17 protein-coding genes are annotated in these 17,793 nt (G+C 32.9%); 11 read left to right on the forward strand and 6 right to left on the reverse strand.

Going from position 1 to position 17,793, the window contains the following annotated elements; translation table 11 throughout:
* Window positions 1-150: 150 nt before the first annotated feature.
* Complete coding sequence (locus AC3Y25_RS11215) at window positions 151-531, reverse strand: hypothetical protein (protein ID WP_250834915.1); 381 nt, start codon at window positions 529-531, stop codon at window positions 151-153.
* Between the two features lie 35 nt (window positions 532-566).
* A complete protein-coding gene (locus AC3Y25_RS11220; protein WP_091494460.1) occupies window positions 567-923 on the reverse strand; it encodes a roadblock/LC7 domain-containing protein in 357 nt (118 codons plus the stop codon).
* A gap of 181 nt (window positions 924-1,104) precedes the next feature.
* On the opposite strand from AC3Y25_RS11220, the gene AC3Y25_RS11225 reads away from it, so the two are divergent.
* The 7 genes from AC3Y25_RS11225 (at window position 1,105) to AC3Y25_RS11255 (ending at window position 12,006) form a co-directional block, all read left to right on the forward strand.
* Window positions 1,105-1,320: a hypothetical protein gene (locus AC3Y25_RS11225; protein ID WP_489902812.1), complete on the forward strand. Its 216-nt coding sequence runs from the start codon at window positions 1,105-1,107 to the stop codon at window positions 1,318-1,320.
* A 119-nt stretch (window positions 1,321-1,439) separates the two neighbouring features.
* On the forward strand, window positions 1,440-2,036 hold the full coding sequence (locus tag AC3Y25_RS11230; protein WP_489902813.1) for a lipoprotein signal peptidase: 597 nt from the start codon (window positions 1,440-1,442) through the stop codon (window positions 2,034-2,036).
* A gap of 142 nt (window positions 2,037-2,178) precedes the next feature.
* Window positions 2,179-5,337, forward strand: coding sequence for a UvrD-helicase domain-containing protein (locus AC3Y25_RS11235; protein ID WP_489902814.1), 3,159 nt, complete (start codon window positions 2,179-2,181; stop codon window positions 5,335-5,337).
* Between the two features lie 81 nt (window positions 5,338-5,418).
* Window positions 5,419-6,612 (forward strand): glycine C-acetyltransferase, encoded by a 1,194-nt coding sequence (gene kbl / locus AC3Y25_RS11240; protein WP_489902815.1) that lies wholly within the window; start codon window positions 5,419-5,421, stop codon window positions 6,610-6,612.
* 113 nt (window positions 6,613-6,725) lie between these two features.
* Window positions 6,726-8,207 (forward strand): OmpA family protein, encoded by a 1,482-nt coding sequence (locus AC3Y25_RS11245; RefSeq protein ID WP_489902816.1) that lies wholly within the window; start codon window positions 6,726-6,728, stop codon window positions 8,205-8,207.
* 63 nt (window positions 8,208-8,270) lie between these two features.
* Entirely contained in the window at window positions 8,271-11,033 is a 2,763-nt protein-coding gene (locus AC3Y25_RS11250; RefSeq protein ID WP_489902817.1) for a PD-(D/E)XK nuclease family protein, read from the forward strand.
* A gap of 298 nt (window positions 11,034-11,331) precedes the next feature.
* The gene (locus AC3Y25_RS11255) at window positions 11,332-12,006 is read left to right on the forward strand and encodes an ATP-binding cassette domain-containing protein (RefSeq protein ID WP_489902818.1); all 675 of its coding nucleotides are present in this window, start codon (window positions 11,332-11,334) and stop codon (window positions 12,004-12,006) included.
* A gap of 6 nt (window positions 12,007-12,012) precedes the next feature.
* On the opposite strand, the gene AC3Y25_RS11260 is transcribed toward AC3Y25_RS11255, so the two are convergent.
* Window positions 12,013-12,156, reverse strand: coding sequence for a hypothetical protein (locus AC3Y25_RS11260; RefSeq protein WP_248728558.1), 144 nt, complete (start codon window positions 12,154-12,156; stop codon window positions 12,013-12,015).
* A gap of 273 nt (window positions 12,157-12,429) precedes the next feature.
* On the opposite strand from AC3Y25_RS11260, the gene AC3Y25_RS11265 reads away from it, so the two are divergent.
* Together AC3Y25_RS11265 and AC3Y25_RS11270 are read left to right on the forward strand one after the other, a co-directional pair.
* Window positions 12,430-12,765, forward strand: coding sequence for a roadblock/LC7 domain-containing protein (locus AC3Y25_RS11265; protein WP_248728557.1), 336 nt, complete (start codon window positions 12,430-12,432; stop codon window positions 12,763-12,765).
* Window positions 12,766-12,789: 24 nt separating this feature from the next.
* Window positions 12,790-13,164, forward strand: a complete 375-nt coding sequence (locus AC3Y25_RS11270) for a hypothetical protein (RefSeq protein WP_095928390.1) — start codon at window positions 12,790-12,792, stop codon at window positions 13,162-13,164.
* A gap of 83 nt (window positions 13,165-13,247) precedes the next feature.
* Here the strand turns inward: AC3Y25_RS11270 and AC3Y25_RS11275 are convergent, their stop codons facing one another.
* On the reverse strand, window positions 13,248-14,024 hold the full coding sequence (locus AC3Y25_RS11275; protein WP_489902819.1) for an alpha/beta fold hydrolase: 777 nt from the start codon (window positions 14,022-14,024) through the stop codon (window positions 13,248-13,250).
* 170 nt (window positions 14,025-14,194) lie between these two features.
* Window positions 14,195-14,998 (reverse strand): TIGR00266 family protein, encoded by an 804-nt coding sequence (locus AC3Y25_RS11280; RefSeq protein WP_489902820.1) that lies wholly within the window; start codon window positions 14,996-14,998, stop codon window positions 14,195-14,197.
* 177 nt (window positions 14,999-15,175) lie between these two features.
* Here AC3Y25_RS11280 and AC3Y25_RS11285 point away from each other — a divergent pair, with 177 nt between their 5' ends.
* The gene (locus AC3Y25_RS11285) at window positions 15,176-15,532 is read left to right on the forward strand and encodes a hypothetical protein (protein WP_489902821.1); all 357 of its coding nucleotides are present in this window, start codon (window positions 15,176-15,178) and stop codon (window positions 15,530-15,532) included.
* 89 nt (window positions 15,533-15,621) lie between these two features.
* Window positions 15,622-16,140, forward strand: a complete 519-nt coding sequence (locus AC3Y25_RS11290; RefSeq protein WP_095928386.1) for a ferritin — start codon at window positions 15,622-15,624, stop codon at window positions 16,138-16,140.
* Between the two features lie 338 nt (window positions 16,141-16,478).
* On the opposite strand, the gene AC3Y25_RS11295 is transcribed toward AC3Y25_RS11290, so the two are convergent.
* Window positions 16,479-17,771 carry an aminopeptidase P family protein gene (locus tag AC3Y25_RS11295; RefSeq protein ID WP_250834926.1) on the reverse strand — a complete coding sequence of 431 codons (1,293 nt, stop codon included), beginning with the start codon at window positions 17,769-17,771 and terminating at the stop codon, window positions 16,479-16,481.
* Window positions 17,772-17,793: the final 22 nt, after the last annotated feature.

Raw genomic sequence — 17,793 nt, forward strand, 5'->3', positions numbered from 1 at the left:
ATTTATAATTATTCAAAATAATTTCAAAGAGAAGGTGTTCGTTTTTGTAAGAACTATTTTGTTTGGATTCTTTTTGGTTTTTCGTCTGCTTTTTAAATAAAAAAAACCGCCTTTAAGGACGGTTTTTTTCATTGTATATGTTTAAGAAAGTTATGCTAGATTTTTTTCAACATCAGCTTTATGTTTTCTTAAAATAGCTCTTGTCATACCTAAATTCGCTTTTGAAGCATCAGCAGCAAGATAGATCATGAATTTTTTGTTTGGAGAAATATCGATAATGTGAATTTGATTAGAAAGAGTAATCAAAATATCTTCGATGTCCTGGTTTAGGTTTAGTGCTTTTACAGCGCTCAATTTAGCTTTTACAACTTCTAAGTTATAGGCTGCTGCAAGTTCAGGATCAAAACTTGGATCGACAGTTAAATTTCCAAAGCTTAATCCAGATTCAATTTCTGTTACTGCTACAGCGATAAAGCCGTTTACGTTGCTTTTCATTTCGTTCAAAAACACGTTTAAAAAATCATTGCTCATAGTTCATTTGGGTTATTTGTTAATAGAATTTTATGTTATTTCAATAGTGAATTTTTGCTTAATTCTGCAGAAACTTCTTCAGTAGAGCGCATTAATAATGCTAAGTTGCTTCCTTCTTTAGAAAAAGCAACGATAAAATTAGAGCCGCTTATTTTGTTTCCAACAATAACGCCTTCGGCACTTTTTAGGTATAGTTGTTTTAAGGAGCCTTTTTCCAAATCGATTAAGAATTTTTCGCTCATAGATAAAATAGCTGCACTCATTGCGGCAATACTGTCGCCGTAATCAAGATTTAAGGAAGTGATAAGTTTTCCTTTTCCATTTAAAATTAATGCAGCAGTAGATTTTGTGCTAACAAGAAAGTCGTTTAGTGTAGTTGTGATTTCATTCATGATTTTGTAGGATTTTGGGAGGAATGTTAAATTTAGTTTGTGTTGGTATTCGTTTTCAAAAATTAACTCAAGTTATGCTAAACAAGTGTTAATTTTTGTTAACAAATATAAATTAAATTATGTATCATTGTAGTACCAAATCAGTAATAATTTAAATTATTTACTACAAAAAACTTACATTATGACTAAAGTATTGAAATTCAGGGAAGTAAACTCTGATGTAGAGCGCAGAATGAAGGAATTTGAAAAACTGCGCGTTAAGTTTAAAGCTGATGTAAAAAAGGGAGAAGCTAAGAAATTGGCGGCCGGAAAAGAAAGCAAGGGAATATTCAAGTCTATTTCAGAATTTTTCTCCGACAGCCCAAAAACGCCAGCAAAAGCTGCTGTAAAGAAGTAAACTTTACTAGGTTTAGATTAGCAGATAAACTTGTTTAGTTTGTTAGAAAAGAATTAACGCTCCTTTAGGAGCGTTTTTTTTGATTAAATTGCTATTTTTGCCCATCAAAAAATAATAAAATGTCATTACGAAAAGCGTATTTCCTTATATTCTTAGTTTTAATTGTTGATCAGCTTTCTAAAATTTATGTCAAAACAAATTTCGTTTTAGGCGAAGAATTTGTAATTGCTGATTGGTTTAGAATTCATTTCATAGAAAATGAAGGAATGGCTTGGGGAACAAAAATTCCTGGAGAGTATGGAAAATTGATTTTGACCGTATTCAGAATCTTTGCAGTAGTTGGAATTGGATGGTGGCTTTCTGATTCAGTAAAAAAGCGTCATTCAAATTATCTAATAGCAGCTATTGCATTAATCTTTGCTGGAGCAGCAGGAAATATTATTGATTCTGTTTTCTACGGAGTTATTTTTGATGATAGTACACATAACTTAGCGACTATTTTTTCTCCAGTTCCATACGGAACATGGTTTCATGGTTTGGTTGTCGATATGTTTTATTTTCCTATTTGGGAAGGAGAACTTCCGAGTTGGCTTCCAATATTTGGCGGAAAACATTTTGCTTTCTTTAATGCGATTTTTAATGTAGCCGATGTGGCAATTTCTACAGGTGTAGGTATACTTTTGGTTTTCAATAAAAGAGTGTTTCCAAAACACTAATTATTTTTAAAAATACAATATAAAAAATTCCAAATTCCAATTTTTGTTCGCAATTAGTGCTTCAAAAATTGGAATTTGGAATTTTTCATTATTGGGATTTAATATTTAATTGTGCTATTTTTACAATACTAAAACTAAACTTATGCAAAGTCCGTCTTTTTCCATTTATGATGCTTCTGCGGGATCAGGAAAGACGTATACTTTGGTAAAAGAATATTTAAAGATTATTCTTTCTTCTCCAAAAAACGATGCGTACCGAAATATTTTAGCTATTACTTTTACCAACAAAGCGGTTCATGAAATGAAAAGCCGTATTGTTGGAAATCTCTCTGAATTTGCAAAAGACGACCCGTCTCCCAAAGCTGCCGATTTGATGGAAGACTTATCGCGCGATACTGGACTTTCGATTATTAAAATTAAAACCAAATCGCAGCAAATCATTAAGCACTTAATTCATAATTATGCCGCTTTTGATATTTCTACCATTGATAAATTTACCCATAAAGTTATTCGTGCTTTTGCTCATGATTTGAATCTTCCGATGACTTTTGAAGTTACTTTGGATACCGAAAATTTATTGGTTGAAGCTGTTGATGCTATTATCGCCCAAGCTGGAGAAGACGAAACATTGACCAAACTGCTCATCGATTTTACAATGGAAAAAACTGATGATGACAAAAGTTGGGATGTTTCTCGTGAAATTCTGGAAACCGGAAGGTTGGTTTTAAATGAAAACAATCGAAATGAGATTCTTCATTTTCAAGATAAAACAATTGAAGAGTTTGTTGAGATTAAAAAGAAGATGCAAGGGCTCTGCAAAGATCTGGAAGATGTAAATGAAGGTCTTGCAACGAAAGCAATTGAATTGATTGATAAAAACGGAATTGATCCAAAATCATTTTCAAGAGGAACTTTTCCAAATCATTTGCAAAGTATTCGAGATGGAAAATTCAATCCAAAAAATAAGACCTTTCATGAGTTTGATGATATTGCGATTAACAAAACGGCAAAAGACCGAGCGTTAATTGAAAATATTATTCCAGAATTGCTTCAAATATTAAAAGAGGTTTATCAAAACTTTGAAAAGAGAGATTTCTATAAAGCTTTTTTAAAAAATATAACACCGCTTTCTTTGCTGAATACTGTGAGTAACGAGCTTGCAAAAATTCAGTCAGAACAAAATATCTTATCGATTTCAGAATTCAATGCAATCATTCATCGTGAAATTCAGAATCAGCCAGCGCCTTTTATCTATGAACGTTTGGGTGAGCGCTATCGCAATTTCTTTATCGATGAATTTCAGGATACTTCAGAAATGCAATGGCAGAACTTGATTCCGCTTATTGATAATTCGCTTTCTGGTCTAGATGATTACGGAAATAAAGGAACTTTGATGATTGTTGGAGATCCAAAACAATCTATTTATCGCTGGCGCGGAGGAAAAGCGGAACAATTTATCGAATTAAGTAAAGAAGAGGTCGCTTTTTTTCATCATGAAAAAATAGTAAAGCATTTAGATACCAACTATAGAAGCTATAGTGAAGTTATTGAATTCAATAATGCTTTTTTTAAATTGATTTCGGCTGAATTTACAAATGAAGATTATAAGGATTTATATGAAAATCACAGTTTTCAAAATACGAATTCAAAAAAAGGCGGTTATGTAAATATTTCTTTTCTTCCGATTGCTGAGAAAAATGAATCTATAGATGAGGAAGAGGTTTTGGAGAAATCTGATTTGTATGTTTTAGCGACTTTAAATACAATTCGAGAAGTAGTTAAACAAGGTTTTGAATATAAAGATATTGTAATCCTGACCAGAAAAAGAGATCAAGGAATTGCGGTCGCAAATTATTTGACAGAACAAGGTGTTCCGCTTCTTTCTTCAGAGACATTAATGATTCAAAATGCATCAGAAGTTCGTTTGATAATTCATCTTTTGAGATATTTAAACAATAGTGCTGATTTAGAGTCGAAAGCCAACTTTTTGCATTTTCTTTCTTCAACAAAAGATTTGTCAATGCCCGTGCATGATTTCATCGCATTGGGAATGAGTCAAAGATTTGAAAAAGAATTTGAAGAATGGCTTATGACTTTTGATGTTTCTTTTTCATTTGAAGATGTGCGAAAGAAATCTTTGTATGAAGCGGTAGAAATCATCATTTCTAAATTTATTCTTCCATCGGAAGGAAATGCTTATGTACAGTTTTTTCTAGATATTGTTTTAGAAAGAGACATTCGAAATCAATCTGGAGTTGCAGACTTTTTGATTTTCTGGGATAAAAATTCCGAGAAATTTAGTATCCCGTCTCCAGAAGGAAATAATGCAGTTCGTATTATGACCATTCATAAATCTAAAGGATTAGAGTTTCCGGTTGTAATTATGCCTTTTGCAGATGAAGATTATAATAGAAAACCAAAAGATAAGTTATGGCTAGATACGGAAGAAATCGATTTGGGAGTTCCAAAAGCGTTGGTCGATAATAGCAGTGCTGTTGAGGGTTTTGGCGAAAGCGCTTCGGCAGTTTTCAATTTGAAAAAACAAGAAGAGCTTTTAGATAATATAAATGTACTATATGTTGCGTTAACTCGTGCTGAAGAACAGTTATATGTGATTTCTCAATCGTTAAAAGCTAAAAGCGATGGCGAATATCCGAATAATATGGCTTCTTTTTTTATTAAATTCTTGATCAATGAAGGGGTTTATGACGAAGAAAAATTGAATTACGAGTTTGGAAATAAAACCAGGTTGTCAAAAAATACAAGAACGGTAAATACAGTCAAGTCAATTCCTATTGTGAGAGAGGTTTTAAATCCGAAAAATATTAAAATCGCGCAACGCGAAGCTTTAATGTGGGGAACGCATCAGCAGGAAGCTATTTCATATGGAAATATTGTTCATGAGATTCTGGCTTATGTGAAAGATAAATCAGATGTTGATTTGGCTGTAACAAAATCTATCGAGAATGGTTTAATAACGTACGACCAAGTAGATCAGGTTTCGAAAACTCTAAAAGAAATTGTCAATCACCCCGAATTGAATATTTGTTTTGATGGAAAAGATAGGGTTCTGAATGAACAGACCATTGTGCAGAAAGAAGGAAGGATTTTAAAGCCAGATAGAGTTGTGTTTTTAGAAAATAAACAAGCCTATTTATTGGATTATAAAACTGGAGCTGTTAATGCAAAATATCAGCAGCAAATTCAGGAGTATCAAGATGCAATTGAAGATTTAGGATACACGGTTCTAAAAAAGGCATTAGTGTATATAGGAACCGAAATTGAAGTGGTAAATTTGTGAAAAAATTAATCAGATGTTAAAGAAAAACGAAGCTTTATTTTTGTTAAGCTGTTAATTTTTAACGTTTTAAATAAATATAAAATGTACGGTAAAATAAAAGAACATCTGCAAAAGGAATTGCAGACCATTGAGGAAAATGGAATTTTTAAAAAGGAACGTATTATAACGTCTCCTCAAGGTGCAGAAATTACAATTTCGACAGGTGAAACAGTGTTGAACTTTTGTGCTAATAATTATTTAGGGCTTTCTTCTCATCCAGAAGTTGTACAGGCTGCTAAAGATGCAATGGATACACATGGTTTCGGAATGTCTTCTGTTCGTTTCATTTGTGGAACACAAGATATTCATAAAACATTAGAGAAAAAAATTGCTGATTTTTATGGTACAGAAGATACTATTTTGTATGCAGCTGCTTTTGATGCAAATGGAGGGGTGTTCGAACCTTTATTAGGAGAAAATGACGCAATTATTTCAGACAGCTTAAATCACGCTTCTATTATAGATGGTGTTCGTTTGTGTAAAGCAGCTCGCTATCGTTATGAAAATAATAACATGGAAGATTTGGAGCAGCAATTAATAAAAGCAAATGAAGCGGGAGCTCGTTTTAAATTAATTGTTACTGATGGAGTTTTTTCTATGGATGGTCTTGTAGCGCCACTTGATAAAATCTGTGACCTTGCTGATAAATATGATGCAATGGTTATGGTAGATGAATGTCACGCGGCTGGTTTTATTGGAGCAACAGGAAAAGGAACTCTTGAAGCAAAAGGGGTAATGGGAAGAGTAGATATTATTACAGGAACTCTTGGTAAAGCCTTAGGAGGAGCAATGGGAGGATACACTACTGCGAAGAAAGAAATAATCGAATTATTGCGTCAGAGATCTAGACCTTATTTGTTTTCAAATTCATTGGCACCTGCAATTGTTGGGGCTTCAATAAAGGTATTTGAGTTGTTAGAAAAAGACACTACACTTCGTGATAAGCTAGAATGGAATACTAACTATTTTAAAGAAAGTATGAAAAAAGCAGGATTTGATATTATTGATGGAGATTCTGCAATTGTTCCTGTTATGTTGTATGATGCAAAATTATCTCAAACAATGGCAAACGAACTTTTGAAACAAGGAATTTATGTTATTGGGTTTTTCTTTCCAGTAGTTCCAAAAGATAAGGCTAGAATACGAGTACAACTATCTGCAGCGCACGAAAAAGAACACTTGGATAAAGCCATAAATGCCTTCACAGTTGTCGGTAAAATGTTAAAAGTTATATAATTACCACATACGTTAAATTTTTGTAGGTTTTTTTTAACATTTCATTTTGTATTTAAAAAATTTGGTGTTACTTTTGCTTGTAATTAACTAAATTGTAATTAAAAAAATTAAGTATGAAACATCTTAACAAACTTTTAGTTGCTGTATTGATGGCGATGGGTTTAAGTTCTCACGCGCAAGACAGTAACAATCCATGGGCGATCTCTTTCGGGGTTAATGCTGTGGATACTAGAACAAGTTCAGGAGCTGGTCATGGGTTTTTTGATCAACACTTCTCTCAGCCATTCGCTGTAAAAGACAACTGGAATATTCTTCCTTCTCTATCTTACATTGGAGTAAATAGATACATTGGACATGGTTTGTCAGTTGGTTTACAAGGATCTGTAAACAAAATTGATAAAGCTGTTTATTTTGATTGGAATCACCCGGGTGTAGATGGTAGAGGAAATTATGTGTCTAATCCTGGTGATTTAATGTACTATGGAATTGATGCTACTATCAAATACAGTTTCCAAGAATTAATCAAATCTAAAGTAGTTGATCCTTCGATATCTGTTGGTGGAGGTTACACTTTCTTAGGAGACGACAGTTTTGGAACTGTTAATCCAGGAGCTGGAATTACTTTCTGGTTTACAGATGCAATTGGTCTTGAGCTTGCTACAAGATATAAATGGGCTGTTTCTGCAGGTTCAGGAGATAATCCAGGAAGAAATGATCGTAATGGAGTTATTGATACTCCATCTCACTTCCAACACACTGCAGGTTTAATTTTCAAATTCGGAGGTAAAGATACTGACGGAGACGGAATCTATGACAAAGACGATGCTTGTCCAGATGTTGCTGGTTTAAAACAATTCAACGGATGTCCTGATACTGACGGTGACGGAATCGTTGATGCTTCTGATGCTTGTCCAGATGTATTTGGTTTAGCTGCATTAAACGGATGTCCTGATACTGACGGAGACGGAATTGCTGATAAAGATGACGCTTGTCCAGATGTTGCTGGTTTAGCTGCTTTAAAAGGTTGTCCTGATACTGACGGAGACGGAATCGCTGATAAAGATGACAAATGTCCTACAGTTGCTGGTCCTAAAGAAAACGGTGGTTGCCCATTCTTAGATGCTGATAAAGACGGTGTAGCTGATAAAGATGACGATTGTCCTACAGTTGCTGGTCCAGCTAGTAACAGAGGATGTCCAGAAGTAACTTCTGAGGCATTAGAAGATCTTAAAGTTCAAGCTAGAGCGGTATACTTCAACTCAGGAAAAGCTACTTTCAAAACTGGAGACAAAGAAACTCAAGCTAGATTAGATGCTATTAAAGAAATCCTTAAAAACTATCCAAACGCGAAATTCTCTATCGAAGGACACACAGATAGTACAGGTTCTGCTAAAATCAACCAAAAACTTTCTGAAGACAGAGCTAAAGCTGTGTTAGATGCATTAGTTCAAAGAGGTGTTAACCCAGAGAACTTAGAGTCTAAAGGATTTGGATCTAGCCAACCAGTTGCAAGTAACAAAACTGCTGCAGGTAAAGCACAAAACAGAAGAACTGAAATTAGACACATTGGTTCTAAATACCAAGGTAAACTATAATTAGTTTTCTAAATAAACAGGAAAAGCCATTCTTAATTGAATGGCTTTTTTTATTTTTATCCTATGGTAAATACTTCTTTTCTTCAAAAAATTGCCTCTGTTGTAATTGAGGACTTTGCAGACAAACTTTCTGAAATAACAATAATACTTCCTAATAAAAGGGCAAAAGTTTTTTTGATCGAAGCTCTTAAAAAAGAGACTTCAAAAACTATTATTGCTCCAGAGATTACAAGTATAGAAGATTTTGTTCAAGATGTAGCTTCAATTCGTTCTGTTGATTCGATAGAGCTTTTGTTTGAATTTTATGAAGTTTATTTATCTATTACAGAACAAAAACAACAACAATCTTTTGAGCTGTTTGCAAATTGGGCAAAAACACTTTTACAAGACTTTAATGAAATTGACAGATACCTTCTGGATCCTTCGCATGTTCTGTCTTATCTGAAAGATATTGAAGATATAAAAAGATGGGGGCTGGAAGTAGATCAAAAAACAAAGCTTCTTGAAAACTACATAGATTTCTGGAAGTTGCTCCCATTGTACTACGAGTCGTTGTACAATCATTTGCTTTTTAAGTCAATTGGATATCAAGGTTTGATTTACAGAGAAGCAGTAAATAATCTTAATCATTTTTCGAATACTATTGGAAATCGCACATTTATTTTTGCTGGTTTCAATGCGCTGAATGCTGCCGAAGAAAAAATAGTACAGCATTTACTAGCTTTAGATCAAGCTAGAATTTATTGGGATGCTGATCAGGCTTTTCTAAATGATCCATATCATGATGCGGGACTTTTTTTAAGACGATTTAAAGAAAGTTGGAAACATTATAAGTCCAATATTTTTGAATGGATTGTTGATGATTTTTCGCAGTCAAAAAACATTCAAATTATAGGAACTCCAAAAACAATTGGGCAGGCTAAACTAGCAGGAAGTATTATTGAAAATTTAATAGATCAAAATCCTGATGCTTCGTTGGATAAAGTTGCAGTTGTGCTAGGTGAGGAAAACTTATTGGTTCCCGTTTTATACTCACTTCCTTCATCTGTTGGAGCATTAAATATTACGATGGGATATTCTGGAAAAAATAACCCGTCGCAGATATTTGTTGCCAAATTATTTAAAATGCACACCAATGCGCTTTCTCGTAAGGGGAGCAGTTATGTGTTTTATTATAAAGATGTGCTTGATGTTTTAACGCATCCATTAGTTGAGCCTTATGCGAACGCACATAGATTAGTAAGAATAATAAAAGAGAATAATTATACTTTTATTACGCATCAGAAAATTTTAGAACTTCATCCTGAGTCTTTAAGTTTTTTTAATTTGTTGTTTGAAAAATGGGAAAATGGTTCTATTACAGTTTTAAAGAATATTTCGGCTTTGTTGATCGCAATTAAAGATCACTTTAGCAATGATAATGAAGAGGAAAAAATTGCAAAGGCTTTTGTTTATGGTGTTTTTAAGGTAATTAATAAGCTTATAAATTATTATTCTAAACATCCTCATATCGATAATATAGATACACTGCATTCGATTTACAAACAGATTATAGATTTAGCGGAAGTATCTTTTGAGGGTGAGCCATTACGAGGTTTGCAGATCATGGGGGTTTTGGAAAGTCGTGTTTTGGACTTCGATACTGTTATTATAACTTCTATGAATGAAGGTAAATTTCCAGCTGGAAAATCGCAGAATTCATTTATTCCTTATGATGTAAAAAGAGAACTTGGACTTCCAACTTTCAAGGAAAAGGATGCTATTTATACTTATCATTTTTATCACTTATTACAGAGGGCTAAAAATATTTATTTGATTTATAATACTGAAAATGACGGATTGGATGCTGGAGAACGAAGCCGTTTTATTACGCAACTAGAAGTCGAAAAGAAACCGCAGCATAATATTACTTTTGATATTTATAATCCTGATCTTCCCAATACAGCTTACGAGCCTATTTCTGTTCCTAAGTCTGAGTTGGTAATGGAGCGATTGAAGGAGATTGCTGTAAATGGTTTTTCGCCTTCAGCATTGACGAGCTATATTCGAAATCCGATTGAGTTTTATTTTCAGAAGATATTGAGAATTCGGGAAGTGGAAGAAGTGGAAGAAAATATTGCTTTGAATACTTTAGGAACAATTATTCACGAAACATTAAAAACGCTTTATGAACCTTTTATCGGAAAATTTATTTCTGAGAACGATCTTTTAAATTGTTTTAAATTGCTGGATGATGAAGTTCTCAAGCAGTTTAAGTTGGTTTATAAAGAAGGTGAAATCAAGAAAGGGAGAAATCTTTTGGCTTTTGAAGTCGCAAAACGAAATGTGGCTAATTTCTTGAGAATGGAATTGGAATCAGTAAAAAAAGATGAAGCGATTCAGATAATTGCTTTAGAGCAGACTTTTGAACGCGAGTTTGTTCATCCAAAATTGCCATTTCCTGTTTTGATTAAAGGAAATGTCGATCGAATTGAACGTCGAGATGGGAAAATCCGAATTATCGATTATAAGACGGGAAAAGTAGAAAAGTCTAATGTTATATTGAAATCCTGGAATGGATTGACACAAGAGCTTAAAAATGATAAAATCATTCAGGTTTTGGCTTATGCATTCATGTTCGAAAAGCATGCAGGCGGACTTCCGATAGAAGTTGGAATTATATCCTTTAAAAATTTAAAATCGGGTTTTTTGCCTTTTGGCTTTAAAGAAGAAAAGGATTTAGATGTTATAGTGTCACCTCAAATCTTGAATTCTTATTTGGAAGAAATTGCTAATTTGCTAGCGGAGATTTTAGATATTAATATTCCTTTTGAGGAAAAAATCTAGAACATCTTATCAGGAAATTTAGAAACATATTCGAATTTTATAAGACGACTTTGATCGTGAATTTAGCCGTTTCTGCCATTGCATTTCTTTTTGGCGGATTTAATCATTTTTTATTGATGATAGCTACACTAGGTTTTGTTTCAAGTATTGGATTTAAAGAAATATATCGCCAAAACGAATATTTGTTTTATAGGAACAATGGTCTTTCAAAAAGTAGGCTTTTGTTTTATACTTTTCTGCTAAATTTTGGTTTTGTATTTCTGTCTGCAACCATTTGGGTTTTAATTCACAAAATAGCTTGAAAAAACATATCCTCGAAGTAAGCGGAATTCAAAAAAGCTTTGATAATAAATTATTGCTTTCGGATATTTATTTGAAATTGGAAACAGGTCAAATAATGGGCTTGTTTGGCAGAAATGGCTCTGGAAAATCTACCTTGTTAAAAATTATATTTGGAATAGTGCCCGCTTTGAATAAAAGTATTTTTGTTAACGGAATTTCAAAAAATAACGCCTTTACTTTGTTAAATGAAATTGGTTATCTACATCAAAACCAATTTATTCCAAATCATTTTTCGGTTTTGCAAACCATTTTGTTATCTGTCGATAAACAAAAAGCACGTTTCGTTTGTGAAGATGATTTTTTAAAATCTCTTTTAAATCAAAAAATTAAGGATTTGTCTTTTGGAGAATTGCGATATCTTCAGGTTAAATTGATACTTTCTAATCAATCAAAATTTACATTATTAGATGAGCCATTTAGTGGTTTATCTCCTAAAATGGCAGATATTGTAGCTTTATTAATTAAAGAAAATTCTCAAGAAAAAGGAATAATTGTTACAGATCACAATTATAGAAATGTTGTACAAATTGCAACAGATTTAAGAATATTAAGTGATGGTAAGTTGCATATAATCAATGAAAAAGCCGAACTTATGCAGAAAGGTTATCTGATAAATTCGGCAATTTTTTAGATGCTTTTAGCTGAATATTTTTTTGAAAAAACCTTTTTTAGATTTTTCTCCAGAAGTAGAGTTGTTAATGTGTCCGTTTTCAATACGAAATCTTCTAAACTTCTCCAATTTTACATTTAAGTCAAAACGTAATTCGTCAACAGTTTTCATTTTGTTAAATTTTTTTGCAAATCTATAGAAAAACTTTTGTCAAATGCAATAATCTGCAAATGTTAATTTTAGAAATGAGTTTTGTTAAGCGAATTGTTATGTTTTTAGTATTATTTGCTTTTTATGTTAATTTTTTTTGCAGATTTTTTGCAAAAAAATAGGATTAATTAAGTGATAAATAAAAGTGCGTCAGTACGTTATACTACATCTTTTTTTAACAAGTGTTTATCGCGCAATTGCCAATATTAAAATATCTTTGGCGCTTCCAAAAACATGACAAATAAGAAAATGATTGATTTACAAACACTAGTAGAAGAGACTGGCGCAGAGTCTGGACTAAGTTTTAATATTGATGGAATCTTGAATGAGTCTGTTAATTTAGAATACGACGGGAATGTTGCAGCAATGATCGGAATGATTTTAAAGATGTGCCTAGAAATGTCTGAAGACGTTAATAATGGAGATCTTAAACAAGTTATGATAAAAAATAACGATGGAATTGTTGTAGCAAGCAAAAATCAAGATGATAATTGCATCGCGTTGCTTTCTAAAGATTTAAGTAAAATGGGTCTATTGCTGAGAAGAATGGATTCTATTTTTAACAACTAATTTAAAACCAAAAATTTAATACACATGTCAGATTTTTTGCAAAATTTTCAAAACGATTTAAAAGAGAATGTTAACGGATTTATCGCTGTTTCGGTTACAGAAGTTGAAACAGGAATGTCTTACTGCTCTCTCACAGTAAAATCTGATTTTGATCCAGAATTGGCTTCGGCTTATAATTTAGAAGTTGTAAAAGCTAAATTAAATGCACTTAGAGCTTTAGGATTAAATCAAAAAATTAATGATATTTTAATTACCCTTACAGATCAGATTCATATTATTGATGTTTCTGAAGATGGAAGATATTTTATCTACTTGGCGGTAGATTCTACTAAAGCAAATCTTGGATTAACAAGAGCGACTTTATCTAAATACAAGAAAGACATTACTTCAAAGTTATAACGATATTTGCCCCCAAGAATGAGAAAAAGGCTATTTCAACCCTAGGTTAGAAATGGCCTTTTTTGATTTTGATAGTTTCTTTTTTATTCGAAGAAATCTAGTAAAATAGTTTTCAGAGCTTCTTTGTTTTCAATTTGGCTCATATGCCCGTCTTCAAAAGAAACCAATTCTGCTGTCGTATCTTCGATTTGTGAAAGACTTTCTTCGTAATTTAAAACAGGATCTTTTTTTCCTAATATCAATAAAATCGGAAATAAATTTTTGCGAACCAGTTCTTCTCTGTCTTTTCTAATTTTCATTCCTTCCTGAGAAGCGATAATTCCCTGCAAAGGCGTTTTTAAAGCTTCCGTTTTTACTTTTTCGATTTCTTCTGCTAATCGAATTCTGTTGTTTTCACTGAATAAATTTGCAATCGCTAAACTTACAAAATTGACATAATTTTGTTTTACAGCTTTAATGGCTCGGGCTCTGTTTAATTTTTTCTCCGCGCTGTCTTCTTTTGAAGTGGAGTTTAGTAAAACTAATTTCTGAATTTTTTCTGGATATAATTCGGCGAAAGCCAAACCAACATAACCTCCCATTGAATGCCCGACAATTGTAGCTTTTTCAATATTCAAATGCTCTAAAACTTCATTTACAGCACCTGCATTGTCTTCCATTTTATGGACATATCCTAAGCAATCAGATTCACCATGACCTAATAAGTCGATTGCTACAACGCGATATTTTTCTGAAAACAGATTATTATATTCTAACCACATTTTTTTGTTTTCAAGAAAGCCGTGAAGTAAAACTATTGTGTTTCCAATTCCAGAATCTGAGTATGATATTTTAGTATTTTTATATAAAATCGTTTTCAAAATGAACATTTTTTTTGTGAAAGCACAAAGTTAAGAAAGCTGAAGTAAAATATCATAATGTCTTGATTTAATTGGGAAATCTTTAAAAGAGTTATAAAATTATTTATAACATTGTTTAGTTTGTGAAATAATAAAAAATGGCTTTCAGAAATGGAAGCCATTTCTATAAATTAAAATCGGTTATCACCATCCAAAAGATTTCCTAGTCCGCCAAGTAGGCTTCCTTCATCACGACTGTTTCCTCCAGATCGTGGTGCCGATGCAATAATGCGATCTGCTAATCTAGAGAAAGGTAAAGATTGTATAAAGACTGTTCCTGAACCTTTTAAAGTGGCATAAAATAAACCTTCGCCACCAAAAATAGAATTCTTAATGCCACCAATAAATTCAATATCATAATCTACATCTTTGGTAAAACCAATAATGCATCCTGTATCTACTTTTAAGACTTCGCCAGGAGCTAATTCTTTTTTAGCCATTGTTCCTCCAGAATGTACAAATGCCATTCCGTCTCCTTCAATTTTCTGCATAATAAAACCTTCACCGCCAAATAAACCGCGACCTAATTTCTGAGAAAATTCAATTCCGACAGAAACGCCTTTAGCTGCGCATAAAAAAGAACTTTTTTGACAGATAAATTTACCTTGAAATTGAGTTAAATCAATTGGGAGAATTTTTCCAGGATATGGTGATGCAAATGAAACTTTACTTTTGGTATGACCCTGATTTAAAAATGCAGTCATAAACAAGCTTTCGCCAGTAAGAACTCTTTTGCCTGCATTTAAAAGTTTGCCAAATAAACCCGAACCCTGTTGTTGTGAACCGTCTCCAAATATAGTTTCCATCTGGATATTGTTTTCCATCATCATAAAACTGCCTGCTTCGGCAATTACAATTTCTTGTGGATCCAATTCTATTTCCACATACTGCATTTCTTCTCCAAAAATCTGATAATCTATTTCGTGTGCTTGCATGATTTCTTAGTTATTTGTTTTTAAAATTAGACAAAAAATACTGTCGAATGTTACAGTGTTTAACGCACTTGGGCTGTTTTTAAGAACTTTAAATGATTTTCTTATTTTAAATTAGTCTTAATTACGTGTTTATTTGCCTTAAATTATATATTTTTGCATCGTTATAATTTTATCAGAATGTCATTAGTTAGCGATTTGACCACCAAAGTATTATTTGAGACCGAAAAAGGATACAGTTACCAATGTGATTTGACCAATAGTATAATTATCAATTTTATTGATACTGTGTCAAGTTATAAAATTCATGATTTTTTGATTTTTCAAAGAAAGGTTAATAGCGTTGACATTTTAGACATGCTTTACGACTTATCTGACCAATCAGATGCACAGCTGATTGAAACTACCAAAAGAAATTTCTCTAGAAATCTTACTATCTGCGAAATAGTGCAGTTAAGAGATTTATTAAACGGAACAAAATTTACTCTTACATTGCATTCTATGCTTTGCAATATGGTAAACGTCGAGCTTATTTAGATTCTTACTTAGATTAAATCCAAATTTTCAAGGGGTTACGATCTGCTTCTTTAATTTTTGTAATTTTACACGTATAAAAATTAAAGGTTATGAAAGATTTACTAAGAACACGTACTTCATTAGTTGAAGGTGTAGAAAATATATTGAATTTACAGGCAAAATTAGAAAGTGATGCTTCTAACAAATATTTAGCTATGGCAGCATGGCTAGATAGAAACGGATATGCTAATACAGCATCGTATTTGTATAAGCAAGCAGAAGAAGAAAGAGAGCATTTTCTAAAAATTTTCAAATTCATTACAGATATGGGAGGGATTGCAATTACGCCATCGGTTCCAGAAGTACAGCAAGAATTTGCTTCTTTTAAAGAAGTATTCGAAATTGCTTTGCAAAACGAAATTGCAGTTACTCAGGCAATTAATAAAGTGATTGCAAAATGTAGAGCTGAAAATGACTACGCTACAGAAGATTTCATGATGTGGTATGTAGCAGAACAAAGAGAAGAAGAGAAAAATGCAAGAAGAGCATTAGAGCTTTTTGATCTAATCAATGGAAATGAAGCTGACGGTAAATTCCAATTGGATGTACAAATCTCAAAAATCGGATAATTAACCGATTTATATAATTTAAAAAGCCCTTAATATTTTATTAAGGGCTTTTTTATTGGTTTTAGATGTCACTTCCCAAAGATTAGAGAATTTTTAGTTTCTTTTGTTTTGGAAGATCAGCTTCGGAGGAGCGAAATATTTATAGAAATTTATGTATTGCCAAAACAAAAGCTCCGGTGGAACGACATATGTTTTTTTACATTATGTGTCGCTTCGCTGGAGCTCTTTTACATCAATATGATTGAATGGCTATAAATATTTCGCTCCACTGGGGCTTAAAAAAGAAACACTTATAAAACAAAGGCTGTCCAAAAATATTAGACAGCCTCTTTTTTTATTTATGAATTCATCAAAGTCTCAATCTCATCTGCTTCAACAGGAATGTTACGCATTAAGTTGAAAGGTTCTCCTTTTTCCTGAACCACAACGTTGTCTTCTAAACGGATTCCGAATTTTTCAGCTGGAATGTAAATTCCTGGCTCAACCGTGAAAACCATATTTGCTTTCATTGGTTCGTGAAGCAATCCGTAATCGTGCGTGTCAAGACCTAAGTGGTGAGACGTTCCGTGCATGAAATATTTTTTGTAAGCAGGCCATTCTGGATTTTCATTCTGAACATCGGCTTTGTCGATTAAGCCTAAACCAAGTAATTCAGAAGTCATAATTTTACCTACTTCAACATGATATTGTTTCCAAAGTGTTCCAGGTGTAAGCATTTTTGTTGCTTCGTTTTTAACTCTCAAAACAGCATTATAAACCGCTTTCTGGCGATCTGTAAAACGTCCAGAAACTGGAATTGTTCTGGTCATGTCGCTTGAATAATTTGCATATTCAGCCGCAACATCTAACAAAATCAAATCTCCATCTTTACATTGCTGGTTGTTTTCGATATAATGTAAAACATTTGCATTGTTTCCAGAAGCGATAATTGGCGTATAAGCAAAACCTTTAGAACGGTTGCGGATGAATTCGTGCGCTAATTCTGCTTCGATTTCGTATTCTGTAACGTTTGGTTTTACGAATCCTAATAATCTACGGAAACCCTTTTCTGTAATATCACAAGCATGCTGAATCAAATCGATTTCTTCGCTTTCCTTTACAGAACGAAGTCTTTGTAAAATTGGGTTGCTTTTTGCAACATTGTGTGCAGGATAACGCTCTTTCCACCATTTTACAAAACGAGCTTCGCGAGTTTCTGTTTCAACAGTCGCACGGTAATGTTCGTTTGTATTGATGTACATCGTATCGGCATACGTCATCATTTCGTTCAAAACTTTATGAAAATCCTGTAACCAATAAACCGTTCTAATTCCAGAAACCTGAAAAGCACGTTCTTTAGTCAATTTTTCACCTTCCCAAACTGCGATATGATCGTTGGTTTCTCTCAAGAAAAGAATTTCTCTCTGATGCTCATAAGGCGCATCTGGAAACAAAAGCAAAACGCTTTCTTCTTGATCTACACCACTCAGGTAAAAAATATCTCTGTGTTGAGCAAACGGTAAAGTACTATCGGCACTAACTGGGTAAATGTCGTTTGAGTTGAATACAGCAACCGAATTAGGTTTCATTTCAGCCATGAACTTTCTGCGGTTTTTTACAAAAAGAGCGCTGTTTATTTGATGATATTTCATAATTATTTCGTTTTTGAACTTC

The sequence above is a fragment of the Flavobacterium sp. LK-23 genome (assembly GCF_058135255.1).

Excerpts from the sequence above, each read along its gene's own strand:
- AC3Y25_RS11295 (WP_250834926.1), bottom strand. The coding sequence starts at position 17,771 with ATGAAATATCATCAAATAAACAGCGCTCTTTTTGTAAAAAACCGCAGA.
- AC3Y25_RS11250 (WP_489902817.1), top strand. The coding sequence starts at position 8,271 with ATGGTAAATACTTCTTTTCTTCAAAAAATTGCCTCTGTTGTAATTGAG.
- AC3Y25_RS11245 (WP_489902816.1), top strand. The coding sequence starts at position 6,726 with ATGAAACATCTTAACAAACTTTTAGTTGCTGTATTGATGGCGATGGGT.
- AC3Y25_RS11220 (WP_091494460.1), bottom strand. The coding sequence starts at position 923 with ATGAATGAAATCACAACTACACTAAACGACTTTCTTGTTAGCACAAAA.
- AC3Y25_RS11290 (WP_095928386.1), top strand. The coding sequence starts at position 15,622 with ATGAAAGATTTACTAAGAACACGTACTTCATTAGTTGAAGGTGTAGAA.
- AC3Y25_RS11215 (WP_250834915.1), bottom strand. The coding sequence starts at position 531 with ATGAGCAATGATTTTTTAAACGTGTTTTTGAACGAAATGAAAAGCAAC.
- AC3Y25_RS11260 (WP_248728558.1), bottom strand. The coding sequence starts at position 12,156 with ATGAAAACTGTTGACGAATTACGTTTTGACTTAAATGTAAAATTGGAG.
- kbl (WP_489902815.1), top strand. The coding sequence starts at position 5,419 with ATGTACGGTAAAATAAAAGAACATCTGCAAAAGGAATTGCAGACCATT.
- AC3Y25_RS11280 (WP_489902820.1), bottom strand. The coding sequence starts at position 14,998 with ATGCAAGCACACGAAATAGATTATCAGATTTTTGGAGAAGAAATGCAG.
- AC3Y25_RS11265 (WP_248728557.1), top strand. The coding sequence starts at position 12,430 with ATGACAAATAAGAAAATGATTGATTTACAAACACTAGTAGAAGAGACT.
- AC3Y25_RS11270 (WP_095928390.1), top strand. The coding sequence starts at position 12,790 with ATGTCAGATTTTTTGCAAAATTTTCAAAACGATTTAAAAGAGAATGTT.
- AC3Y25_RS11285 (WP_489902821.1), top strand. The coding sequence starts at position 15,176 with ATGTCATTAGTTAGCGATTTGACCACCAAAGTATTATTTGAGACCGAA.
- AC3Y25_RS11230 (WP_489902813.1), top strand. The coding sequence starts at position 1,440 with ATGTCATTACGAAAAGCGTATTTCCTTATATTCTTAGTTTTAATTGTT.
- AC3Y25_RS11235 (WP_489902814.1), top strand. The coding sequence starts at position 2,179 with ATGCAAAGTCCGTCTTTTTCCATTTATGATGCTTCTGCGGGATCAGGA.
- AC3Y25_RS11225 (WP_489902812.1), top strand. The coding sequence starts at position 1,105 with ATGACTAAAGTATTGAAATTCAGGGAAGTAAACTCTGATGTAGAGCGC.